At 62.8% G+C, this 23,065-nt stretch carries 13 protein-coding genes and 2 pseudogenes; 9 read left to right on the top strand and 6 right to left on the bottom strand.

Translation table 11 applies throughout. The annotated features are described in order from the left end of the window. The coding region (locus HLUSI_RS0110310; RefSeq protein WP_016833888.1) for an ATPase domain-containing protein at positions 1-927 on the bottom strand (927 nt) is incomplete at its 3' end. A gap of 317 nt (positions 928-1,244) precedes the next feature. Here HLUSI_RS0110310 and HLUSI_RS0110305 point away from each other — a divergent pair. Continuing rightward, positions 1,245-1,646, top strand: a complete 402-nt coding sequence (locus HLUSI_RS0110305) for a response regulator (protein ID WP_016833887.1) — start codon at positions 1,245-1,247, stop codon at positions 1,644-1,646. A 126-nt stretch (positions 1,647-1,772) separates the two neighbouring features. Continuing rightward, on the top strand, positions 1,773-2,822 hold the full coding sequence (locus HLUSI_RS0110300) for a sensor histidine kinase (protein WP_016833886.1): 1,050 nt from the start codon (positions 1,773-1,775) through the stop codon (positions 2,820-2,822). 71 nt (positions 2,823-2,893) lie between these two features. Here HLUSI_RS0110300 and HLUSI_RS0110295 read toward each other — a convergent pair whose 3' ends face one another. The 5 genes from HLUSI_RS0110295 to HLUSI_RS0110275 all read right to left on the bottom strand — a co-directional run bounded on the left by HLUSI_RS0110295 (position 2,894) and on the right by HLUSI_RS0110275 (position 7,313). After that, positions 2,894-4,333 (bottom strand): c-type cytochrome, encoded by a 1,440-nt coding sequence (locus HLUSI_RS0110295; RefSeq protein WP_016833885.1) that lies wholly within the window; start codon positions 4,331-4,333, stop codon positions 2,894-2,896. 53 nt (positions 4,334-4,386) lie between these two features. Continuing rightward, on the bottom strand, positions 4,387-6,039 hold the full coding sequence (locus HLUSI_RS0110290; protein ID WP_016833884.1) for a GMC family oxidoreductase: 1,653 nt from the start codon (positions 6,037-6,039) through the stop codon (positions 4,387-4,389). Next, positions 6,036-6,698, bottom strand: a complete 663-nt coding sequence (locus HLUSI_RS28045) for a sugar dehydrogenase complex small subunit (RefSeq protein WP_016833883.1) — start codon at positions 6,696-6,698, stop codon at positions 6,036-6,038. The genes HLUSI_RS0110290 and HLUSI_RS28045 overlap by 4 nt, the downstream gene beginning before the upstream one ends. A gap of 121 nt (positions 6,699-6,819) precedes the next feature. Continuing rightward, on the bottom strand, positions 6,820-7,017 hold the full coding sequence (locus HLUSI_RS34065) for a hypothetical protein (RefSeq protein ID WP_016833882.1): 198 nt from the start codon (positions 7,015-7,017) through the stop codon (positions 6,820-6,822). 107 nt (positions 7,018-7,124) lie between these two features. Continuing rightward, positions 7,125-7,313: a hypothetical protein gene (locus HLUSI_RS0110275; RefSeq protein ID WP_016833881.1), complete on the bottom strand. Its 189-nt coding sequence runs from the start codon at positions 7,311-7,313 to the stop codon at positions 7,125-7,127. A gap of 529 nt (positions 7,314-7,842) precedes the next feature. Here HLUSI_RS0110275 and glgA point away from each other — a divergent pair. The 7 genes and pseudogenes from glgA to treZ all read left to right on the top strand — a co-directional run. After that, a complete protein-coding gene (gene glgA, locus HLUSI_RS0110270) occupies positions 7,843-9,384 on the top strand; it encodes a glycogen synthase GlgA (protein WP_016833880.1) in 1,542 nt (513 codons plus the stop codon). A 16-nt stretch (positions 9,385-9,400) separates the two neighbouring features. After that, positions 9,401-12,784, top strand: a complete 3,384-nt coding sequence (locus tag HLUSI_RS0110265; RefSeq protein WP_016833879.1) for an alpha-1,4-glucan--maltose-1-phosphate maltosyltransferase — start codon at positions 9,401-9,403, stop codon at positions 12,782-12,784. A 1-nt stretch (position 12,785) separates the two neighbouring features. Beyond that, positions 12,786-16,259, top strand: a complete 3,474-nt coding sequence (gene treS, locus HLUSI_RS0110260) for a maltose alpha-D-glucosyltransferase (protein ID WP_016833878.1) — start codon at positions 12,786-12,788, stop codon at positions 16,257-16,259. 63 nt (positions 16,260-16,322) lie between these two features. Beyond that, a complete protein-coding gene (locus HLUSI_RS32190; RefSeq protein ID WP_016833877.1) occupies positions 16,323-16,901 on the top strand; it encodes a hypothetical protein in 579 nt (192 codons plus the stop codon). Continuing rightward, positions 16,873-18,938 (top strand): annotated as a pseudogene (glgB, locus tag HLUSI_RS0110245) (1,4-alpha-glucan branching protein GlgB); the annotation flags it as partial. The gene HLUSI_RS32190 and the pseudogene glgB, both read left to right, overlap by 29 nt. Positions 18,939-19,133: 195 nt before the next feature. Beyond that, positions 19,134-21,277 (top strand): annotated as a pseudogene (gene glgX, locus HLUSI_RS28040) (glycogen debranching protein GlgX). Then, on the top strand, positions 21,274-23,065 hold a 1,792-nt coding region (gene treZ, locus HLUSI_RS28035; RefSeq protein WP_040503364.1), incomplete at its 3' end, for a malto-oligosyltrehalose trehalohydrolase. The pseudogene glgX and the gene treZ, both read left to right, overlap by 4 nt.

Raw genomic sequence — 23,065 nt, 5'->3', positions numbered from 1 at the left:
TTCGCCGCGCTGCAAGGCGGCCAGCGCACAGCGCAACGCCGTGGTGGTCTTGCCTACGCCGGAAGGCCCGCTCAGCAGCGTGTTGGTGCCGCGCACCAGGCCTCCGCCCAGCAAGCTATCGAGGCCGGACACGCCGGTGCTGGTCATGCTGTCTTCAAATTCGGCAAAATGCTCCGCAGCGACCAGGCGCGGGAAGACATGCATGCCGCCGGTTTTGAGGACGAAGTCGTGATAGCCGCCGGTGAAGCTGATGCCGCGCATCTTGATGACGCGCAGGCGACGCCGCTCGGTACCGAAATCCTGCGCCAGTTGCTCCAGGCTGATGACGCCGTGGGCGATGCTGTGCAACTGCAGGTCGCCGGCTTCGGCGGTGCGGTCGTCGAGCATCAGCACGGTGCATTTGCGCGTCGAGAAAAAATGCTTGAGCGCCAGGATCTGGCGCCGATAGCGCAACGGGTTCTGCGCCAGCAGTCGCATTTCCGACAAGCTGTCGAAGATCACGCGCGACGGCTTGAGCTCGTCGCGCGCGCGCGCGATCACGCTCTTGATGGTTTCACCGAGTTCGATTTCGGAAGGGTGAAGGATGGATTGCTGAAAATCCGGGTTCAGATCTTCCTCGTCGATCAGTTCATAGAGCGACAAACCTTCCAGCGACCAGCCGTGCGAGGCAGCGACCGCGCGAAGCTCGGCGGCTGTTTCCGACAGCGTGATATACAGACCGGATTCGCCTTGGGCCAATCCTTCAAGGAGGAATTGCAGGCCGAAAGTGGTCTTGCCCGTGCCCGGGGTACCTTCGAGAAGGTACAGGCGATCACGCGTAATGCCGCCGCCCAGGATGGTGTCCAGGCCGGCAATGCCGGTCGCGGATCGGGTTGGAATGGGATCTGCTGCGCGATCCGGTGTGAGGTGGTTTTGTTGTGTAGCCATCACGTCGATATCGTTAGGTTGTGATGATCGGGCAGGTGCCGCGACCGTTTTTTTATGAAGCCTACTGTAGCAGCAGGCCTATTTTCCCCCTGTCAGATGACCCCTGAATCTTTTGTAAGACATTCTGAAGCCGGTCCTGCAACCCAGGCTGGGCAAGGTTTTCGGCTTTTCGGCGATTTGCCGGGATTTGCACGGCATGCTAGTGCACGCCGGTCAGAATGCATTACTATCGACATGTGCAATTTTGTGGAAAGCCGGGCTTCCGAAATTCCTACCCCGCCTCATCAACAGATGTTGAAATGACAACACAAACAACAATGACGACAAGCGTATCGAGCATGCCGGACCAAGCCGACGCGGCCGGTCTGCATATCCTGGTCGTGGAAGACAATCTGGATTCCCTGCAACTGGTCTGCGAGCTGCTCGCGGTGCTGGGGCATCGGGCCGAAGGCGTCGGCAGCGCTGAAGAAGCCTTGGCCGAACTGGAGCAGCACGACTTCGATGTCCTGTTCACCGACGTCAGCCTGCCGGGCATGTCCGGTCTTGAACTGGCCAAACGGACGAGCGAAAAAACACCGGCGCTGAAAATCATTTTCGCCTCCGGCTACGGCGCGCAAATCAGCAAGAACATCGGTCCCGGCACGTTCTCACTGCCCAAGCCTTACGACATTGATCAATTGCAGGACATCCTCGACAACATCGGCAGGCAATTGCAATAAGCCAACAGCAGACGGTGCTGTTCTGCCGCACCGTTTCAGATCCCGGAGAACCCTATCAATACCCTGGAACAACTGGCCGTCCTGGTCGAGCAGAATCGCGAGGCGCTGCTCACACGCTGGCGCAGCATGGTGCGGGCCTTGCCGTCCGCGCGCAATCTCAGCATCCCGACGCTGAACGATCACGTGCCGGCCTTGCTGGACGAAATCGCGCTGGCCTTTCGCCGTAATTCGGACGAATCGATCGCCGAGGTGCTGGCCGACGGCACGCCGCCGGAACACGGCCTGCAGCGCCTGCACAACGGCTACCTGATCGAGGAAGTGGTGGCCGAATACAATCTGCTGCGCGGTTGCATCCATGATCTGGCGAGCACGCACCAGATCAACCTGCAAGGCAAACCGTTCCATGTCATCAACCTGGTGTTCGACAGCGCCATCGGCCTGGCGGTACAGACCTTCTCGGTCAACCGCGCGCTGGAAGTGCAACGCCGTCGCGAAGAATATCTCTCCTTCATCGCACACGATCTGCGCACACCTCTGAACGCCGTGGCGCTGGCATCCAAGGTGCTCGAATCAACGCTGGGCGCACAGAACGCCGATCCGCGGGCGGCACGCATGATCAAGGTCTTGCAGCGCAATGTGCAAAGCATGTCGGGACTGGTGGCCAAGGTCATCGAAGAAAACGACAACATGAAAACCGAAAGCGGCGTCAAGCTGGAACGCCGCAACATCGATCTGTGGCCGCTGGTGGAAAGCATGGTCTACGACCTCAATCCGGTCGCCGGCACCGGCAGCACGCGGCTGCTCAATGATGTGCCGGAAGATCTGGTGATCTATGCCGATGCCAATCTCTTGCGCCGCATGATGCAGAACCTGATCGCCAACGCCATTACCCATACGCCGCAAGGCGAGGTGGTGATCGGCGCTGCGCCCACTTTGGATGGCGCCGGCATTGAATGCTGGGTGAGCGACAACGGCATGGGTATTTCCAAGGACCGCCTGGCGCTGATCTTCGAGAAATTCGAAACCGAAACCAAGGACCACGGTGGTCTCGGCCTCGGCCTGGCGATTTTCAAGACCTTTGTGGAAGCGCATGAAGGCAGCTTCGACGTCGTCAGCGAACCCGGCAAGGGCTCCCGCTTCAGTTTCATTCTGCCGAACCGGCCCGAGCGCCGCTAATTCTCTTTTCTCCAAACGACAACGCGGAGCTGCGCCAGGCGCAGACTCCGCGTTTTTTTGCGCTCAATAACTTACTTGAATGGAATCCGCCGACGGCGACGCGCCATGAAGACGGCCACTGCAGTCAGCAACAGCAGCAGGATCGCCACCCCAATGGCTGGCGCAATGAAGGGCTGCAGCCGGGCCAGCACCGGCTGTTCGCCGCCGTTGCGCGCCTGCGCCACATACGCTTCGCTGACCTGCACCTCGGGATTGCCGTACTGTTTCAGAACATAGTTGGCAATCAGCGCGATCTGCTTGTCCGTCAACGGATTGACGTAGGAATGCCCATCGAAACGCGGCATCAGGATCTCGTTGTCGCCGACCTTGCGCTCGACGCCGAACAGGATCGCCGACACCAGATTGGCCGGATTGCGCGCGCCGGTGGTCGTATTGTGGAACAGCGACGGATAGTCCTGGCCGCTGCTGCCTGACCCTGATGCGGCATGGCAACTGGCGCAATAGCCGCTGAACAGCACAGCGCCGCTGTTGAGGCTGTCGTGCTCGTTGGGGCCGCTGGTGCCGCGCAGCACCGCTTCGTCGCTGGCAGCTTTGCCGTAGCTGTAGGCCGGCTGCGCCTGGGCGTTGTCGCGCACCGGCGGCACCGTGCGCAGGTAGGCGACGATGGCGGCCACGTCGTCATCGCGCAGATGCTGGAAGCTGTTGGTGACCGCTTCGGCCATCGCGCCGCCGGCCTGGCCTTTGCCTTCGGCGTGGCCGGTTTTCAGGTATTGCATCAGTTCGGCGTCGCTCCAGCCACCGACGCCGCTGACCTTGTCCGATGTGATATTGGGCGCATGCCATGAACCCAGCGGGGCGCCGGCCAGCGCGGAGCCGCCTTTTTCACCCATCAGGAAATTGCGTGGCGTATGGCAGGCGCTGCAATGCGCCAGGCCTTCGGCCAGGTACTGGCCGCGATTGATTTGCTGCGACCTGGCCGCATCGGGGACGAAGCGTTTGGTGTCGAGGAAGATCGCATTCCACGCCAGCATCGACATGCGCACATTGAACGGGAAGGGCAATTGGGTCCGGCTCGCAGCGGGCGTGTCGACCGGCTCGACGGCGTGCATGAAGTAGCTGTACAGCTTGTGCACGTCGCTATCGGTCAGCATGGCGTAGCTGGTGTACGGCATGGCCGGATACAGATGGCTGCCGTCGGCGCGCACGCCTTCGCGCAGGGCGCGCGCGAATTGCGCCTCGCTGTAGTTGCCGATGCCGGCGGCTTTCGACGGCGTGATGTTGGTGGCGTAAATCGTACCCAGCGGCGACTCGATGGCGTAGCCGCCGGCATAAGGCTTGCCGGCCGGTGCAGTGTGACAGGCCATGCAGTCGGCGGCGATCGCCAGATAGCGGCCGCTTTCGATGTCGTTTTGGGCGGAGCCGGCCTGGGCCGGGGAAGATGCGGGGGATGCCGGTGCGGGAGGTTTGGTCAGCGACTGTTCTTGCGCATGCGCCGAGGTCAAACCAGCCATCGCGAGCGAAGACACGATGAGAAGGGCGAGGAGAGAGGAACGAGCAGTCATCATCATCCCTTCGCCAGCATCTTGCCGATGTCGTCGGCAGCGCGCAGACCCAGCGCCGCCATGCTCAGCGTACTGTTGACCACGCTCGCCGACGGCATCGCACCGCCGCCCGGCAGCCACAGGTTGGCATGGTCGTGCGCACGGCAATTGCCGTCGACCACCGAATCTTTGGGATTGCTGCCCATGATCACGCCGCCCATGACGTGGTTATTGGCGTTGAGGTTGGTGGTGATGTTGAACTCCACCGCACCGAACAGCTGGCCGATGTGTTTCAGCTGCTTGTGCGCTGCTTCCGCGCCTTTGCGCACATAGTCGCCGACGTCGTAATAGATGTCCGGGCAAGCCAGTCCCAACGGATCCTTGCGCGTCTTGCTCAGGGTCAGGCGGTTATGCGCTTCCGGCAGCGGCTCCAGGCTGATCGACAAGTCCACGCCGAAGGCGGCGCGACGACGGATCTCATCGTCCAGCTCGGGGCCGACCAGACCGAGTTTCAATGCCTGCTGCGTGGCCGGGCCGACGCGCGTGATGTTGTTGAGGATCATCTTGTTGGATGAATACTCGGCACGCGACGCGCCATCGCGCGGCCCCACCAGGCAACTGCTCTGGGCCGGACCGCGACCGGTCCAGATCGGCTCGTTGGCGAGGAAGGTGCAATGGAAGCCGGAGTGATCCATCATGTTGCGGCCGACCTGGTCGGACGAGTTGGCCAGGCCGTTCGGGTTCGCAGCATTTGCGGCCAGCAACAACAGCCGCGGCGTCTCGATGCCGTTGCAGGCGAACACGAAGGCCTTGGCCGTCGCCTTGTGCGGCTTCTTGCCGGCGTCATACCAGTACGCGGCCGTGACGCGGTTGTTCTGATCGGTGTCGACCTTGAACACCACCGCCTCGGACAACACTTTCGCGCCTTTCATCTCGGCGCGCTGGACGTGGTGGATGCCGTTGTACATTGCGCCGATCGGGCAGATCGGCTGGCAGTTATTGTTGCCGCAGCAGGTCGGGCGGCCTTGCCACGGGCGCGTGCTGCGACCCTGCGGAATCGGCACCGAGTTGTAGCCGTGCGGATTCACCACCTCGGCGAAACGCGTGTCGCCATAGCCCCACGGCACCATGTCCATCGGATACGGCTTGCTGCGTTCGCTCGGCGATTGCCGGGCCGGGTCGTTCGGTCCGGCCACGCCCATTTCTTCTTCGGCGCGGCAGTAATACGGTTCCAGTTCTTCGTACGAAATCGGCCAGTCGCGGCCGACGCCATAAGTCGACTTCATCTTCAGGTCGACCGGCAGGTGACGCCAGCAAGACGCCGCCCAGTGCCAGGTGGTGCCGCCGACCGTGCGCAGGTAGCCCTGCTGGAAGCCGTTGCCGTCCGGACCGGACAGCGCGATGTAATCGTTCTTCGGGAAGTAGAGCGGCGCCGGTGCATTGGGCGCTTGCGGATAGAGCCCCTGGTAGTCCGAGCCGACACGGTTTTCGAACGGCATGTTGCGCCAGTTCTCGACCGCTTGCGCGCGTTCGATGCGCAGGCCGGCTTCCAGCATCAGCACCGAATAACCCTGGGTCACAAGTTGATCGGCGATCATCGCGCCGACCACGCCGGATCCGACAATGACGACATCGGCCGTGGCATCGCCATCGGCAGTAAAGAGTGGTTGTTTCATGTTTTTGCTTTTGGTTCGGGAGTGCCGGTAGTGGGAGGCGCCGGGACAGGTGCAGGAGCGACGGGAGCGGAGACGCGGATCGCAGGCGGCGCCTTGGTCCACCACACCGGGCCGTAATTGCAATAGGTCGGCACGGTCTGGCCGTCCGACACCGGCCGGTACATCAGCGCTTCGGCGTATGACACCACCACGGCTTGCTTGCCTTTGCCGATGGTGCCGGTGTACCACGCGGCGACGATGGCCAGGGTCAGATCGCGCAGCCCTGCATCGGTGGCGGCAGCCAGCAGGGCCTTCGGTTCCTGGCCGTCTTGCAGCAGTGCGCCGAGGCGCGCCGACTGTGCCGCGAAATCGGGATAAGTCTTGCGCATGGCGGCTTCGATCCTGACGCCGGTATCGGTCTTCAGGTCGGCATGGCCGGTGATGCGTTTGGAGAAGTTCAGGAAGGCGAGGGCTTCAGGACTTGGCGGCGGCGCTGCAGCCGGAACGGCCGGCGTCTGTGCATTGCTGAACAGCGGGTTGCTCCAGAAGCCGGCTTCGGCGACCAGTGCTGCGAGACCGATCAGGACATGGCGCCGGCTGATGCCGCCGGTCAGTTTGACTTTACCGGCTGTCGCGGAGGACTGTTCGGGAGCGGGCGAAGGTGAAGAAGGGGGCCTCATGAAGCGGCTCTTTGCTGGCTGGGTGTGACCTGGCGCATGTGCGTCGCTTTGGAACTTGTCTTTATTGCAAAGTTTCCAGTGACCTGCAGGGTGACGAAGAAAAGAAAATATGCAGAGAACTTCAGCCGTCGCTTTGCGGCGCATCGCCGTCGAAGACGCGAAAAGCTTCATCTTCATGCGAAGGCGGCGCTGGTGGAGCGGTGCCTTTTTCAGGAGCGGGATGCTTCTGCGGGGTCTTGCCGGGATGGACGTCTTCAAGTTCTGCGTGGCGCTGGGCGCGACGGGCTTGCTCATGCAATTGATGGGAGGTGTGGGACATGGCTGCTCCTTGCTGGGGCATCAGAATAAACCCGATGCCGGAAATGCAATGGCGGCCGGTAAGGCCGCCATTATGCTCAACTGTCGACGTGAAATGGCTGCGTCCAATCAGGATGCGGGACTTGCTTCAGCCTTCTCCGCCACGTCGGCAAAGCCGTCGACGCCTTCGATGCCGGCAATGCGCAAGGCGGTGCGGTGACGGACCTGTTCCTGCTCAAGGTCGCTGTCATTCTTGGCGGCGACCTGCTGGACATCCTTGGCGTCTGGAGCGGTTTTGTTCGGTTGGGATTTCGACATGGAGGTTCTCCTCAAGGGGACAATGAAAGCTGCGGGCGCACCTGACGCAATGCGCGACTGGAGCCAGTCTAGTTTTGACCGCGCCCCCTCGCCATCGGCGTTTATCGCATACGCCTGTAAGACGAACGGCAACCGCAGCTTTTCCTACAAGGCTTTCAGGCGGCCGCTTATAGGTTTGCCTGCCTCATCTGTCTAGCCTCGTTCCTGATCCGCTTCCTTGCATTGACGGTGCTACCGATGAAGGGTCCGGTGAAGCTGCACTGCAGCATCGCCGCGGGATATTCGCCCGACACGAGGGTAGGAGGCATCCTACAGTGATATGCGCCGCTGTCCGATGGTTCACTGCAACATGATTGGCTAACGTAGCAACCATGCCGGGAATCAAGAACATGCAAGAACACGTGTCCGAACGATCAAGAAGAACAAGAGGGTCGACACAGTTTCGCTTATCCCGTGCTTTCCGATACAGATCTTTTCGAAGTGCATCTTCAGTTTCAGTCCAAATTTTTGCCATGAACGGGGTGATCAATTGCAAGCTCGCGTCCTCTTAGTCAGTTCCGAAGCCGTACCGCTCGTCAAGACCGGCGGCCTCGCAGACGTCATTACCGCGCTGGCCGTCAGCCTGCGCAAACTCGATATCGATGCCAGCATCCTGATGCCTGGCTACGGCGTCGCCGTCGCACATGCCGAGGCCGACGCAACCACCGCGCCGCTGCAGCCGCTGGCCTTGCCGCGCGATTTGCCGGGCGGTCCGGCGCGCCTGTTGCGCGGCGTGATGCCGGGCACCGACGTGCCGGTGCTGCTGCTCGACACCGGGCGCTTCCATCAGCGCAGCGCCAATCCTTATATCGACCAGAGCGGCAACGAGTTCAGCGATAACGCCATTTGCTTCGCCGATCTTGCCCATGCCGCCGTGGCGATCTGCGCCGGTGAAACCGCGGTGCCGGCGCCGCACGTGGTGCACGCCAACGATTGGCATGCCGGACTGATTCCTTTCCTGCTCAAGACCGCAGGATTGAATCACGTCGCTTCCATGCTGACCATCCACAACCTGGCGTTCCAGGGCAATTACGACTGGGCGCTGGCCGGGCAACTGGGGCTCGACCGCGACGCGCAGGCCATGTCCAGCCTCGAATACTGGGGCAAGATCAGTTTCCTCAAGGCCGGCCTGCAACATGCCGACTGCGTCACCACCGTCAGCAAGACTTACGCGCAAGAAATCCTTACGCCGCGTTTCGGCTACGGCATGGAAGGCGTGCTCAACGAACGCCGCGCCGCCTTGCGCGCGATTCCCAACGGCATCGACAGCAAGGTGTGGAATCCGGAAGCCGATCCGCTGCTGCGTCATTCCTTCAACGTCGGCGACATGCGCGGCAAGACCCTTTCCAAGTGCGATCTGCAAGACATGTTCGGCCTGCTGCCGGTCGATCCGTTCGCGCCCATCGTCGGCATCGGCAGCCGCATGTCGCATCAGAAGATGGCCGACGTCGTGCTGCAGACCTTGCCGACCGTCCTCGATCGCCATGAGCGTATGCAACTGGTGGTGCTCGGCTGCGGCGAGCGCAGCTATGAAGAAGGCTTCCTCGATCTGGCGTGTCGCTATCCCGGCCGCGTCGGCGTCCACATCGGCTATGACGAAGAGCGGGCGCACGCCTTGCATGCCGGTTGCGACATGCTGCTGCATCCCAGCCGCTTCGAACCGTTCGGCCTGACGCCGCTGTACGCCATGCGTTACGGCACCATCCCGATCGCTTCGCGGGTCGGCGGCCTGACCGACACCATCGCTGACGTCGGCATGCACGGACCGGCTGGCCGGGGCGCCAGCGGCGTGCTGTTTGACGGCGAAACCGCCCGGGACATGGAAGCCGCCATCGAGCGCGCCTTCGCGCTTCACCAGGATGCGGGCGCCTGGCGCGCCATGCAGCGCAACGCCATGCACACCGACTTCGACTGGCAAACGGCTGCGGCCGCCTATGTCGACGCGTACGCCGCGATTGCCGCGACGGAAGCGAAACCGCTGTTTGCACGCAAGGCGCCTGATGCACGGGTCGCTCTGGAGCAAGCGGCATAAGAAGCGAGATCAAGCATTGGAAAACCATGCCGCTGCGGCCTTTTCACCGCGCATCTATTGCATCGATCCCACGCTGGTTGGCGGCGGCGGATGGAGCGACCTGTTTGCGCGCTGCGCCGGCATGGGGTTCGATCATGTCCTGCTGTGCGGCGACGGCCTGATCGCCGGCCTGTTTGCTGGTGAAGACAGCCATGTCGATAATGTAGAAAGTCCGATTGCCGACTACGGCATGGCCAGCCTGGACCAACTGGAAGAGCTCGCCCATCTGGCGACGGAACATCGTCTGCGCCTGCTGCTCGATCTGTCGCTCACCAGCGTCCACGGCAGCGACCAGTTGCTGCGCAGCCATCCCGACTGGTTTGCCGTCGCCGATGCCTCGCCGATGACCGGCGACCATCTTCCGGATCCACGCCGCCGCGACAGTGGGAGTGATGCCGATCGCCTGACTCCGCAACCGCGCTTCAACGCGCCCGAGGTGGCCGAAGCCTTGCTCGAATGCTGGCACATGCGCCTGGCAATGCTGATTGACGCCGGCGTGGCCGGCTTCCTCTGCCACGATCCGGCCGGCTTGCCCGGCAACTTCTGGTGCCGGTTGGTGGAGCGCACACGGGAACAACGCTCGTGCTGCCAGTTCCTGGCGTGGACTCCGGGTTGCTCGCATCCACAGCTGGAGAGCCTGGCCGACTGCGGCTTCGATGCGGTGTTTTCTTCCGGCGCATGGTGGGATTTCCGCGCGCCCTGGTATTTCCGCGAACACGAAAAACTGGTTGCCATCGCCCCCGTGCTTGGCTTCCCGGAAGATCCTTTCGGTCCGCGCGCGGCACGCGTGCACGGCTGGCATGACAAGGAAACGCGCCGCCTCGGCGCCATCCGCGCCTTGCGCTTCGCGGCGTTGAGCGGCAGTGGCTGGCTGATGCCCATGGGCTTTGAATTCGGCCTCACCGAAGCGCTCGGGATCGCCCACAATGCTGCCGCATCAACCCGCCTGACCACGCCGCAGCAATTCGCCCAGGCCTGTGCCGAATCCGATTTCAACCTCGATGCCGAGGTGCGCGCCGCCAATCAGGCCATGTCGGCCGGCGGCTTCCGCCTGCGCGCCGTGAGTGCACCCGAGGCGCCGGTGCTGCTGTTGGCGCGCGACGTCGGTGTGCATCAGCTGATCGCCATCAATCCGCGCCTCGGCCAGGTGGCGCGTCTCGCCGACGGCGACTGGCAACAACGGCTGGACGGTCGCATCGTGGACTGGCCGCCGGAGCGCGAGTTCATCCTGCAACCGGGTGAAATCGCGCTGATCGAATTGCAGACGCCGCCGCCGGTCGCTGCCGATCTCAGCCGCCGCAAGAAGCCGGTGGCCGAGAAAGTCCGCACCGGGCGCATCGCCATCGAACAAGTGTCGCCTGCCGTCGATGGCGGTCGTTTCGCCGTCAAGCGCACCGTGGGACAGAGTTTCACGATCAGCGCCGACATCTTCATGGATGGTCACGACCATCTCGCAGCCGCCGTGCTGGTGCGTGCCGCCGACGAAAAACAATGGCAGCGCATTCCTCTGCAGCACGTCGGCAACGACCGCTGGCAAGCCAGCCTGTCGCTGCCGCGACTCGGTCGTCATTACTTTTGCATCGAAGCCTGGAGCGACGTGTTCGAGACCTACCGCGACGGCCTGAAAAAGAAATCCGCCGCCGGCCTGAACGTCGACCTGGAGCTGGAAGAAGGGCGCCTGCTGGTGGCGAACCTGGCCGAGCAGGCATTGGAAAACGGCATCGATGGCGCGGTGCTGGAAGGCGGCGGCGACTTGCTCAAATCCTTGTCCGGTAAAAATGGCAACCACAACGGTAATCGTCTGGCCGTGCTGCTGGCCGACGACACCGCACGGCAGATCGACCGCCTCACCGAACTGGCCGGCGCACGTGCTTTCCTGATGCGCAGCGCAACCGAATATCCGCTGGAGACCGAGCGGCCGGCGGCAACATTTTCCAGCTGGTACGAACTGTTCCCGCGTTCGCAGAGCGGCGACGCAGCCGTACATGGCACCTTCAATGACGTGATCGCCCGCTTGCCGGCGATTCGTGCAATGGGTTTCGATACGCTGTACTTTCCGCCCATCCATCCGATCGGCAAAAAGAATCGCAAGGGCAAGAACAACAGCCTCACGCCGGGCGACGACGATCCCGGCAGTCCTTACGCCATCGGCAGCGAGGAGGGCGGCCATGACGCCATCCACCCGCAATTGGGCACGCTGGATGACTTCCTCCGTTTGCGCGACGCTGCTGCGGCGCATGGCCTGGAGCTGGCGCTCGATTTCGCGATCCAGTGCGCGCCCGACCATCCCTGGCTGAAGGAACATCCGGGCTGGTTTTCCTGGCGCCCCGACGGCTCAATGCGCTATGCCGAGAATCCGCCCAAGAAATACCAGGACATCGTCAATGTCGACTTCTACGCCGAGGACGCCATCCCTGATCTCTGGATCGCCTTGCGCGACATCGTGCTGTACTGGGTGCAGCAGGGCGTCAATGTGTTCCGCGTCGATAATCCGCATACCAAGCCGTTTCCATTTTGGGAGTGGATGATCGCCGCCGTGCGCAGCCGTTATCCGCAAGTGATTTTCCTGTCCGAGGCTTTTACGCGTCCGAAGCCGATGTACCGGCTGGCCAAGGTCGGCTTCTCGCAGTCCTATACCTATTTCACCTGGCGTCACGACAAGCAGGAGTTCATCGATTACCTCGAAGAGCTCACCGGATCGCCGGACGGCGACACCCGGCCGCGGGATTTTTTCAGGCCGCATTTCTTCGTCAATACACCGGACATCAATCCTTACTTCCTGCAGCGCTCGGGCCGTGCCGGCTTCGTGATCCGCGCTGCGCTGGCGGCTACGTTGTCGGGGCTGTGGGGCGTCTACAGCGGCTTTGAACTGTGCGAGGCGCAACCGGTGCCGGGCAAGGAAGAATATCTGGACTCCGAGAAGTACCAAGTGCGCGCCTGGGACTGGCAGCGTCCCGGCAATATCATTGAGGACATCGCGCGCCTCAATCGCATCCGCCGCGAGAACCCGGCTTTGCAGACGCACCTCGGCGTGCATTTCCTGCCTTCGTCCAACGACAAGGTGCTGTATTTCGTCAAGTCGACTGCGCCGGCGTACAGCGTCGTCGACGCCGTGGATGACCGCCTGCGCTTCGGCGACAACGTGATCCTGGTGGCGATCAATCTTGATCCGTTCAATGAACAGAGCGGCGACATCGACATTCCCCTGTACGGCTTCGGCCTTGGCGACGACAGTCGTGTGCAGGTGGAAGATTTACTGACAGACCGGCGTTTCAACTGGACCGGCCGTCGTCACCAGCTCAGCCTGAACCCCGATAAAAATCCGTACGGCATCTGGCGCTTGCGCGCCATGGAGACATGAAATGGACATTTCCAATGATGGCACGATGTTGCGCAGCCGCGAACCGCCTGCCGACGCAAAGAAAACCAGGGACGCCAGAGGCGGCCATCAGGACAAGGCCAGCCGCGCCAAAGCACGTGCCGGCAAAGACGGCCTGCCGTTCACCGACGATCCGCTGTGGTACAAGGACGCGGTCATTTACCAGATCCACGTCAAGTCCTATTTCGATGCCAACGACGACGGCATCGGCGACTTCGCCGGCCTGATCAAGAAGCTCGACTACATCGCCGGGCTGGGCGTCAACACCATCTGGCTGCAGCCGTTTTATCCGTCGCCGCGGCGCGATGACGGCTACGACATTTCCGAATACAAGAACGTCCATCCCGACTACGGCAACATGAGCGATGTACGGCGTTTCATCGCCGCCGCGCATGAACACGGCCTGCGCGTGATCACCGAGCTGGTGATCAACCATACCTCCGACCAGCATCCCTGGTTCCAGCGTGCGCGTCACGCCCGCGCCGGTTCGGTGGCGCGCAATTTCTACGTCTGGTCCGACGACGACAAGAGCTACGCCGGCACCCGCATCATCTTCCTCGATACCGAAAAGTCCAACTGGACCTGGGATCCGGTCGCCAAAGCCTACTTCTGGCATCGCTTCTATTCGCACCAGCCGGACCTGAATTTCGACAATCCGCAGGTGCTCAAGGCAGTGTTCAACGTCATGTCTTTCTGGCTCGACCTCGGTATCGACGGCCTGCGCCTCGACGCCGTGCCTTACCTGATCGAGCGCGAAGGCACCTCCAACGAAAATCTGCCCGAGACACACGCGATCCTCAAGCGCATCCGCGCAGAAATGGATCGCAAATATCCCGACCGCATGCTGCTGGCCGAAGCCAACATGTGGCCGGAAGACGTGCAGCAGTATTTTGGCGACGGCGACGAATGCCATATGGCGTTTCATTTCCCGCTGATGCCGCGCATGTACATGGCCCTGGCCAGCCAGGACCGCTTCCCGATCACCGACATCCTGCGCCAGACGCCGGAAATTCCGGCCGATTGCCAATGGGCGATCTTCCTGCGCAACCACGACGAGCTGACGCTGGAGATGGTCACCGACGCGGAGCGCGATTACCTGTGGAATTTCTACGCGCCGGATCGCCGTGCGCGCCTCAACCTCGGCATCCGCCGCCGGCTGGCGCCGCTGGTCGAGCGCGATGCGCGTCGCATCCAGCTGCTCAACAGCTTCCTGCTGTCGATGCCCGGCACGCCGGTGATCTATTACGGCGACGAGATCGGCATGGGCGACAACATCCACCTCGGCGACCGCGACGGCGTGCGTACGCCGATGCAATGGACGCTGGACCGCAACGGCGGTTTCTCGCGCGCCGACCCGGCGCGGCTGGTGTTGCCGCCGCTGATGGATCCGCAATACGGCTACCAGACCGTCAACGTCGAGCAGCAGAGCGAAGATCGGCATTCGATGCTCAACTGGATGCGCCGGCTGCTCAACGTACGCAAGCAGCACCAGGCCTTCGGCCGCGGCACGCTCAAGGTAATCTATCCGAGCAATCGGAAGATCCTGGCCTACCTGCGCGAGTTCACCGATCCCAAGGCAGGCGGCGCCACCGAGACCATCCTGTGCGTGGCGAATCTGTCGCAATCGGCGCAGGCGGTCGAACTGGAACTGTCGGCGTTCGCCGACCGCATCCCGGTCGAGATGATGGGCGGCACCGCCTTTCCGCCGATCGGCAAGCTCAACTACCTGCTGACGTTGCCGCCGTTCGGTTTTTACTGGTTCCTGCTGGCGAGTGAAGCGACCATGCCGTCGTGGTATGCCGCCACGCCCGAGCCGCTGCCCGAATACGTCACGCTGGTGCTGCGCCAGGGCGTCAAGGAAATCATGGAAGAGCCGGCGCGCGGTACGCTCGAACGCGAGGTATTGCCGCATTACCTGCTCAAGCGCCGCTGGTACGCCGCCAAGCAAAAGCAGATCGAACGTGCCGAGATGACCTCCGCGACCGAGCTGCCGATGTCGAAGAACGTGCCCGGCAATCTGCCCATCCTGATGAGCGAAATCGTCGTGCACTATGAAGGGGAACAGGAGCAACGCTACCTGTTGCCGCTCGGCTTCATCCGCGAGGAGGACACCGTGTCGGCGCTGCCGCACCAGCTGGCTTTGTCGCGCGTGCGCCGCAACCGCCACGTCGGTTTCCTGACCGACGCATTTGCGCTCGACTCCTTCATCATGACCGTGCTCGAACTGCTGGCGGATGACGCCGATGTACAGGCCGGCGATGGGCATGTCCGGTTCGTGCCGACTGCCGCGTTCGACCCGGCGATCCTGCAGGCGCCTTTGCAATTGCGTCGCGTGACGCAGGAACAGTCGAACAGTTCAGTGGTGATCAACGACGCCATGGTCATGAAGATATTACGCATGGTCAAGCCCGGCGTGCATCCGGAAATCGAGATGGGCCGCTATCTCACCAGCCACGGTTTCCCGAACGTGCCGGCCACGTTGGGCGAAGTGACGCGCCATGCCGCCGACGGTACCCCGTATGCGCTGATCGTGCTTCAGCGCTATGTCGACAACCAGGGCGATGCCTGGCGCTGGACCATGGACACGCTGGAGCGCGCCATCCAGAGCGAAGCACTGGATGAATCCCAGCGCCAGCCCAACACCCGCCCGCAGGACGCCCAGGGGATCGATGACAATTCCGCCCTGGTCGAGCTGGTGACGTTTTCGCGCTTGCTGGGGCAGCGGCTGGGCGAGATGCATAGCCTGCTGGGCCAGCCCAGCGACGACCCCGCCTTCGATCCGCAGACGATAGGGGAGCCCGTCTGGAGGAGCTGGGCGCAAGGCGCGGCCCAGCAGCTCGAGGCCGCCCTCGACATCCTGCGCCAGAAAGAGGAGTGGCCCGATGCAGCCGAGGCGCACCATGCCGCCCGCTTGCTGGCGCAGCGCGAGCGCTTGCTGGAACGCATCCATCCGCTGGCGCAAGCCGCTGAAGGCTCTCTGGCCATGCGCCTGCACGGCGATCTGCATCTGGGCCAGGTGCTCATTGCCTTCAACGATGTCTATATCGTCGATTTCGAAGGCGAACCGGCGCGTCCACTGGAACAGCGCCGCGCCAAGGGAAGTCCGCTGCGCGATGTGGCGGGCCTGCTGCGTTCCTTCGACTATGCCGCCGCCTTTGGCCACACCATGGGACCCACTGATCTCGATGAGGCAGCGCTGGCCAGCAAGAAGCAGATCCTGCAACGCTTCGCCCCGGCCTGCCAGGCCGCGTTGCTGGAGGGTTATCGCCTGGGCAATCCATTGCTGGAGCAGAGCCTGCCGCTGGACGCACAGGCTCTGCTGCTGGATCTGTTCACGCTGGAAAAGGCTGCCTACGAAATCTGTTACGAAGCCGCCAACCGTCCGGCCTGGCTGCATGTGCCGCTGAGCGGCATCCACGCCATCGCGGCGCGGTTGCTGGGGACCAATCCCAAGTAGCGGTGAAGCGGCGCAGAAACCGACAAGCAGCACCGGACAAGATCAAGACCAAGAGGAATCAAGATGGCGTTATCACTACACAACGACGCGCACCACGACAGTAATCAGGCCGGCCGCGCGCTTCCCGACCTGCAGCTCGCGAGCAGCCTGCAGCAGGGGCGGCTGGGCGATCCCTTTGCGCTGCTCGGCCCGCGTTATACCGCGTTGCCGGGCGGCGGCCAAAGCCTGCGCTTGTGCTGCTATTTTCCCGGCGCTACGGCGGTGCAGGTGTTTTCCCCCCCCCCCGGGGCCGGCGAATCGGATCCGCATGGCGTGCTGCTCGGTAACCTGGCCCAGCCGGCCACAATGAACGCGGCGGAGGGCAGCGCCAACGGCATCTTCTACGGTGAAGTAAATTTGCCGGTGCAGGCGCACCATGAGATTCCCTACGTGCTGCACGTAGCCTGGCCGGGCAAGAACGGCAAGCGGGAAGAAGTGCAGATCACCGAAGATCCGTATGCCTTCGGCTTGCTGGTCTCGGACTTTGATCTGCATCTGTTCCGCGAAGGGCGGCATCGCCAACTGGGGCGTTGCCTGGGTTCGCAAGTCATGCGCATCGACGGCGTCGACGGAGGGCAGCGCCAACGGCATCTTCTACGGTGAAGTAAATTTGCCGGTGCAGGCGCACCATGAGATTCCCTACGTGCTGCACGTAGCCTGGCCGGGCAAGAACGGCAAGCGGGAAGAAGTGCAGATCACCGAAGATCCGTATGCCTTCGGCTTGCTGGTCTCGGACTTTGATCTGCATCTGTTCCGCGAAGGGCGGCATCGCCAACTGGGGCGTTGCCTGGGTTCGCAAGTCATGCGCATCGACGGCGTCGACATGCGCAGCGCGTCTCGGTGATCGGCGACTTCAATCAATGGGATGGCCGACGCAATCCCATGCGCCTGCGTCAGAGCGCCGGTGTGTGGGAACTGTTCGTCCCGCGCCTGGGCGATGGTGCGCTCTACAAGTATGAAATCATCGGCCCCCACGGCGAGCTGTTGCCCGGCAAAGCCGACCCGATGGCGCGGGCGACGGAAGTCCCGCCGGCCACGGCCTCCCGCGTCATCGACGACAGCAAGCTGGTCAGCGGCCGCCGCTGGCAGGATGCGCACTGGCTGCAGCAACGTGCGCAAGGGCAGACCCGGCAAGCGCCGATGTCGATCTATGAAGTCCATGCCGCCTCGTGGCTGCGGCTGCCGGGGGAGGGCAACCGCAACCTCGACTGGAATGAACTGGCGGACCGCCTGATCCCCTACGTCAAAGGCATGGGCTTCACGCATCTGGAACTGCTGCCGGTGATGGAACATCCGTTCGGCGGCTCGTGGGGCTACCAGCCGTTGTCGCAATTCGCACCGAGCGCACGCTTCGGCTCGGCGGCGGACTTCGCCGGTTTCGTCGACAGTTGCCACCGGGAAGGCCTGGGCGTGATCCTCGACTGGGTACCGGCGCATTTCCCGTCTGACGGTCACGGCCTGGCGTACTTCGACGGCACCCCGCTGTACGAACACAGCGACCCGCGCGAGGGCTTCCATCAGGATTGGAATACGCTGATCTACAACCTCGGCCGCAATGAAGTGCGCGGCTTCATGATCGCCAGCGCACTCGAATGGCTGGAGCATTTCCACGTCGACGGCCTGCGCGTCGATGCGGTGGCGTCGATGCTGTATCGCGACTATAGCCGCGAGCCCGGACAATGGGTACCCAACATCCACGGCGGCCGCGAGAACCTGGAATCGGTCGATTTCCTGCGTGAGCTCAATCAGACCGTCCTCGAGCGCTGCCCCGGCGCGCTCATGATCGCGGAAGAATCGACCTCCTGGGCCGGCGTCACGGCGCCGGTGAAAGAGGGCGGGCTGGGCTTCACCTACAAGTGGAACATGGGCTGGATGCACGACACGCTGCGCTACATGGAAGAAGACAGCATCTACCGCCGCTACCGCCATCATGATTTCACGTTCGGCATGATCTACGCGTATTCGGAAGCCTTCGTGCTGCCGATCTCGCATGACGAAGTGGTGCACGGCAAGCGCACGCTGCTGGGAAAGATGCCGGGCGACTACTGGCAAAAGCTGGCCAACCTGCGCGCCTACCTCGGCTTCATGTGGACCCATCCGGGCAAGAAGCTGTTGTTCATGGGCTGCGAATTCGGCCAGTACCAGGAATTCGACCACGACAAGTCGCCACAGTGGGATCTGCTCGACGATCCCCGCCATCGCAGCATCCAGCGCCTGGTGCGCGATCTCAACGGCTTGTACACCAGTTTGCCGGCGCTGCATCTGAACGACACTCGCGCCGAAGGCTTCTCGTGGGTGGTCGGCAATGACAACGTCAACAGCGTGTTCGCCTATTTCCGCCACGGCAACGAAGGTGAGGGCGACGAACCTTTGCTGGTAGCCGTCAACATGACTCCGGTGCCGCGCCACAACTACCGTATCGGCGTGCCTGTCGGCGCCGCCAACGAATTCCAATGGAAGGAAATCCTCAACACCGACGCCGCCATCTACGGCGGCAGCAATCTCGGCAATGCCGGCAGCGTCACCGCGCAACCGCAGGAATGGCACGGCCATCCGGCCTCGCTGCTGCTGACCTTGCCGCCACTTTCCACCATCATCCTGCGCCGGGGAAAAAGGAGCCCATCTCATGAAGAACTGTGAGACGCGTTTGCCCCGGAGAGGGGGCTGGCAAGGCGTGCGGCAGGAGCCGCACGCAAGAAGTGCAACGCGGCCGGCGGCCTTTCCGGGCAAGCTCTCGGGCACGTCCTGTCCGGACGTATTGCTGCACGACGCGCCTTGCACCACCTCCCAAACGGGATCGTCCGCACTCACAATTCTTCATGAGATGAGCTCCATATGACACTAGTTACACCACGCCATCTGCAAGCAGGATCGCCTTATCCGCTGGGCGCCCATTTCGATGGACTGGGCATCAATTTCGCCGTGTTTTCAGGCAACGCCACCAAGATCGAGTTGTGCATTTTTGATGCCACCGGACGCCGCGAAGTCGAGCGCCTGACCTTGCCGGAATGCACCGACGAGGTATGGCACGGCTATCTGCCTGACACCTCGCCGGGACTGGTCTACGGCTATCGCGCCTATGGTCCCTACGAGCCGCAAAAGGGCCATCGCTTCAATCCCAACAAATTGCTGCTGGATCCGTATGCACGCCAGCTGGTCGGCCAGGTGCGCTGGACCGACGCCTTGTTCGGCTATCGCCTGCATTCGGCCAAGGGCGACCTCAGCTTCGACCGTCGCGACAGCGCCGCCGCCATGCCCAAGGCCGTCGTCATCGAAGAGATGCCGATCGGGAAAAAATCCCGCGCCCGCGCGTGCCGTGGTCCAAGACCGTGATCTACGAAGCCCACGTGCGCGGCATCTCGATGATGCGCGACGGCGTCATGCCGCATGAGCGCGGCACCTTCGCGGCGCTCGGTCATCCCGATTTCATCGCCCATCTGCAAAAGCTCGGCGTCACCACGCTGGAGCTGATGCCGGTGCATGCCTTCCTGCAAGAAAATTTCCTGCTGCAACGCGACCTGCGCAATTACTGGGGCTACAGCACGCTGGGATTTTTTGCGCCGGAACCCGCCTATCTTTCCACCGGCGATCTCAACGAGCTGCGCATGGCCGTCCGCCATTTCCATGCGGCCGGCATTGAGGTGATCCTCGACGTCGTCTACAACCACACTTGTTCGGGCAGCGAGCTGGGACCGACGCTGAGCATGCGCGGACTCGACAACGCCAGTTACTACCGCCTGTTGCCAGGCGAAGAGCGCTATTACATCAACGATACCGGCTGCGGCAACACGGTCAACATGTCGCATCCGCGCGTGATCCAGCTGGTGCTCGATTCGCTGCGCTATTGGGCCGAGGCCTTCGATATCGACGGCTTCCGTTTCGATCTGTGCTCGACGCTGGGGCGCGAGCCGAACGGTTTCGATCCGCACAGCGGCTTCTTCGACGCGCTGATGCAGGATCCGGTGCTGTCGCAGCTGAAGTTGATCGCCGAGCCGTGGGACATCGGCCCGGGCGGCTACCAGCTCGGCAACCATCCGCCGCGCTTCGCCGAATGGAACGATAAATTCCGTGACGCCGTGCGTCATTTCTGGGCCGGCGGCGAAGGCCTGCGCGGCGAGTTCGCGGGCCGCATGCTGGGTTCGTCGGACCTGTTCGACCATCATCACCGCAAGCCCTGGGCCTCGGTCAATTTCATTGCTTCGCATGACGGCTTCACCTTGCGCGATCTGGTCAGCTACGAGACCAAGCACAACGAAGCCAATGGCGAGAACGGCAACGACGGCCACAACGAGAATTACAGCGCCAACTGGGGCGTGGAAGGACCGACCGACAATCCGGAGATACTGCAGCTGCGTGCTACCGTGCAGCGCTCCATGCTGACCTGCGTGTTCCTGGGGCAAGGCACGCCGATGCTGCTGGCCGGCGACGAATTCCATCGCACCCAGCGCGGCAACAACAATGCTTATTGCCAGGACAACGATATTTCGTGGGTCGACTGGAAGAATGCCGCCAGCGAAGAAGGCCAGGCGCTGACGACGTATGTCGGGCGGTTGACCGCTATTCGTCGCGATTTTCCGGTGCTGCAGGGCGACCGTTTCCTGCACGGCAACCGGGAGATTGAACCTGGCCTCAAGGATGTGACCTGGTTCGATGAGCGCGCCACGCCGATTTCGGTGGAGGACTGGCAAAACCCGGTGGCGCGGGCGCTGACGCTGCAATGCGCGGGGGCGGGCAACGACGACCCCGACGCCGGCAACGACCAGCCCGGGCGTCCGGACATCGTGCTCATGTTCTTCAACGCCGGCCACGAGGCCATCTCCTTCACCTTTCCACGTCCGGAGGATGCGCACTACCTGCTCATCGACAGCAACATCCCCGACGGCGCCGTTTCCAGGGAGGCCTGTACCACCGCCAGCGTTGAAGTCGCGGCGCACAGCGTGCAGGTTTTCGCCAATCGTCCTTGCCGGGAAAAATCATGAACAGTCCAGCCCCACTTGCACTCCATCCGAACAATGTTCGCTTCCACTACCGCTTGCCGTTCGGCGCCGAATACCTCGGCAACGGGCGCACCAGCTTCCGTCTGTGGGCACCGCTGGCCAAGACCGCCTCGGTGCTGATTGACGGCCAGCGCAAGGTGCCGATGGCGGCGGTCGACGAGGGCTGGTTCGAAGTCGAGACCGATTGCGAGGCGCGCAGCCAATACCGCTACGTGCTGATGTCGCAGACCAACGGCGAGATCAGCGTGCCCGATCCGGCGTCGCGCGCACAGGCCGGCGACGTGCATGCCGACAGTGTGGTGATCGACGCCTCCGCTTACGAATGGCAGACGCTGGACTGGCGCGGCCGGCCCTGGCATGAGACCGTGCTGTACGAGTTGCACGTGGGCGCGCTGGGCGGTTTCGCTGGTGTGCTGCAACGTTTGCCTGAGCTGGCCGAGCTCGGCATCACGGCAGTGGAGCTGATGCCGGTGGCGGAATTTCCGGGCGCCTACAACTGGGGTTACGACGGCGTGCTGCCGTATGCACCCGATGCCAGCTACGGTACGCCGGAACAGCTGAAGCAACTGATCGACACCGCCCACGGCCTCGGCATGATGGTGTTCCTCGACGTCGTGTACAACCATTTCGGTCCCGACGGTAATTACCTCAACAGCTATGCCGCGCCGTTCTTTCGTACCGACAGCACCACGCCATGGGGCGAGACCATTGATTTTCGCCGTCCGGAAGTGGCCGACTTCTTCGCCCGGAACGCTCTGTACTGGCTGCAGGAATATCGCTTCGACGGCCTGCGCCTGGATGCAGTCCATGCCATCAGCGAACAGGGCTGGCTGCGTGAACTTGCCCGCAAGGTGCGGCGCGCGATCGAGCAGGAGGATGCCGATATCGGCCTGTCGCGCCGACATGTACACCTGGTGCTGGAGCACGACGGCAACGCCGCTTCCTTGCTGGACGGCGGCACCGGCAAGCCGGGCGATGGCGACAAGTACGACGCGCAATGGAACGATGACGGCCACCACGTCCTGCACGTCCTGCTGACCGGCGAGACCGGCGGCTATTATTCAGACTATGCGGTGCAGCCGGCCGAGAAGCTGGCGCGCTGCCTGCGCGAAGGTTTCATCTACCAGGGCGAGCCCTCGCCGTATCGCGACAACGAAGTGCGCGGCGAATCCAGCGTCGAATTGCCACCGACCGCGTTCGTGCTGTTCCTGCAGAATCACGACCAGATCGGCAATCGCGCCCAAGGCGAACGCCTGACTGCGCTGGCGCATCCGGACGCGCTGCGCGCGGCGCAGGCTTTGCTGTTGCTGTCGCCGCAGATTCCGATGCTGTTCATGGGCGAGGAATACGGCGCATCGCAGCCGTTCTATTACTTCACCAGTCACGCCGACGAGAAGCTGGCAGACGCCGTGCGCAACGGCCGCCGCAATGAATTCTCGCGCTTTCCCGAGTTCTCCGATCCAGAGGCGCTGGACGCCTTGCCGGATCCGAACAGTTTTTCCACCTTCATGGCGTCGATTCCGGAGCCGGTCTCGCCGGACGAAGACAAGAGCGCCGGCCAGTGGATGGGCTGGTGCTACCGCCTGCTGCTGATCCGGCGCGAAGCCATCACGCCGTACCTGCCCGGCGCGGTCGCACTCGATGCACAAGCCATCGGCCTGAAAGCCGTCTATGCGCGCTGGCGGCTGAACAACGGCGCCGTGCTCAACATCACCGTCAATCTGGGCGAGCAACCGCTGCGCGAGTCACTCGAAACACTGGTGACGCCGG

Origin of the sequence: Herbaspirillum lusitanum P6-12, assembly GCF_000256565.1 — a bacterium.
In the GTDB taxonomy this organism is placed as follows: domain Bacteria; phylum Pseudomonadota; class Gammaproteobacteria; order Burkholderiales; family Burkholderiaceae_D; genus Herbaspirillum; species Herbaspirillum lusitanum.
The sequence above is the reverse complement of the archived record's forward strand: the minus strand, read 5'-3'. Positions and strand labels throughout refer to the sequence as shown.

Excerpts from the sequence above, each read along its gene's own strand:
- HLUSI_RS0110305 (WP_016833887.1), top strand. The coding sequence starts at position 1,245 with ATGACGACAAGCGTATCGAGCATGCCGGACCAAGCCGACGCGGCCGGT.
- HLUSI_RS0110300 (WP_016833886.1), top strand. The coding sequence starts at position 1,773 with ATGGTGCGGGCCTTGCCGTCCGCGCGCAATCTCAGCATCCCGACGCTG.
- HLUSI_RS0110295 (WP_016833885.1), bottom strand. The coding sequence starts at position 4,333 with ATGGCTGGTTTGACCTCGGCGCATGCGCAAGAACAGTCGCTGACCAAA.
- HLUSI_RS0110290 (WP_016833884.1), bottom strand. The coding sequence starts at position 6,039 with ATGAAACAACCACTCTTTACTGCCGATGGCGATGCCACGGCCGATGTC.
- HLUSI_RS28045 (WP_016833883.1), bottom strand. The coding sequence starts at position 6,698 with ATGAGGCCCCCTTCTTCACCTTCGCCCGCTCCCGAACAGTCCTCCGCG.
- HLUSI_RS34065 (WP_016833882.1), bottom strand. The coding sequence starts at position 7,017 with ATGTCCCACACCTCCCATCAATTGCATGAGCAAGCCCGTCGCGCCCAG.
- HLUSI_RS0110275 (WP_016833881.1), bottom strand. The coding sequence starts at position 7,313 with ATGTCGAAATCCCAACCGAACAAAACCGCTCCAGACGCCAAGGATGTC.
- treS (WP_016833878.1), top strand. The coding sequence starts at position 12,786 with ATGGACATTTCCAATGATGGCACGATGTTGCGCAGCCGCGAACCGCCT.
- HLUSI_RS32190 (WP_016833877.1), top strand. The coding sequence starts at position 16,323 with ATGGCGTTATCACTACACAACGACGCGCACCACGACAGTAATCAGGCC.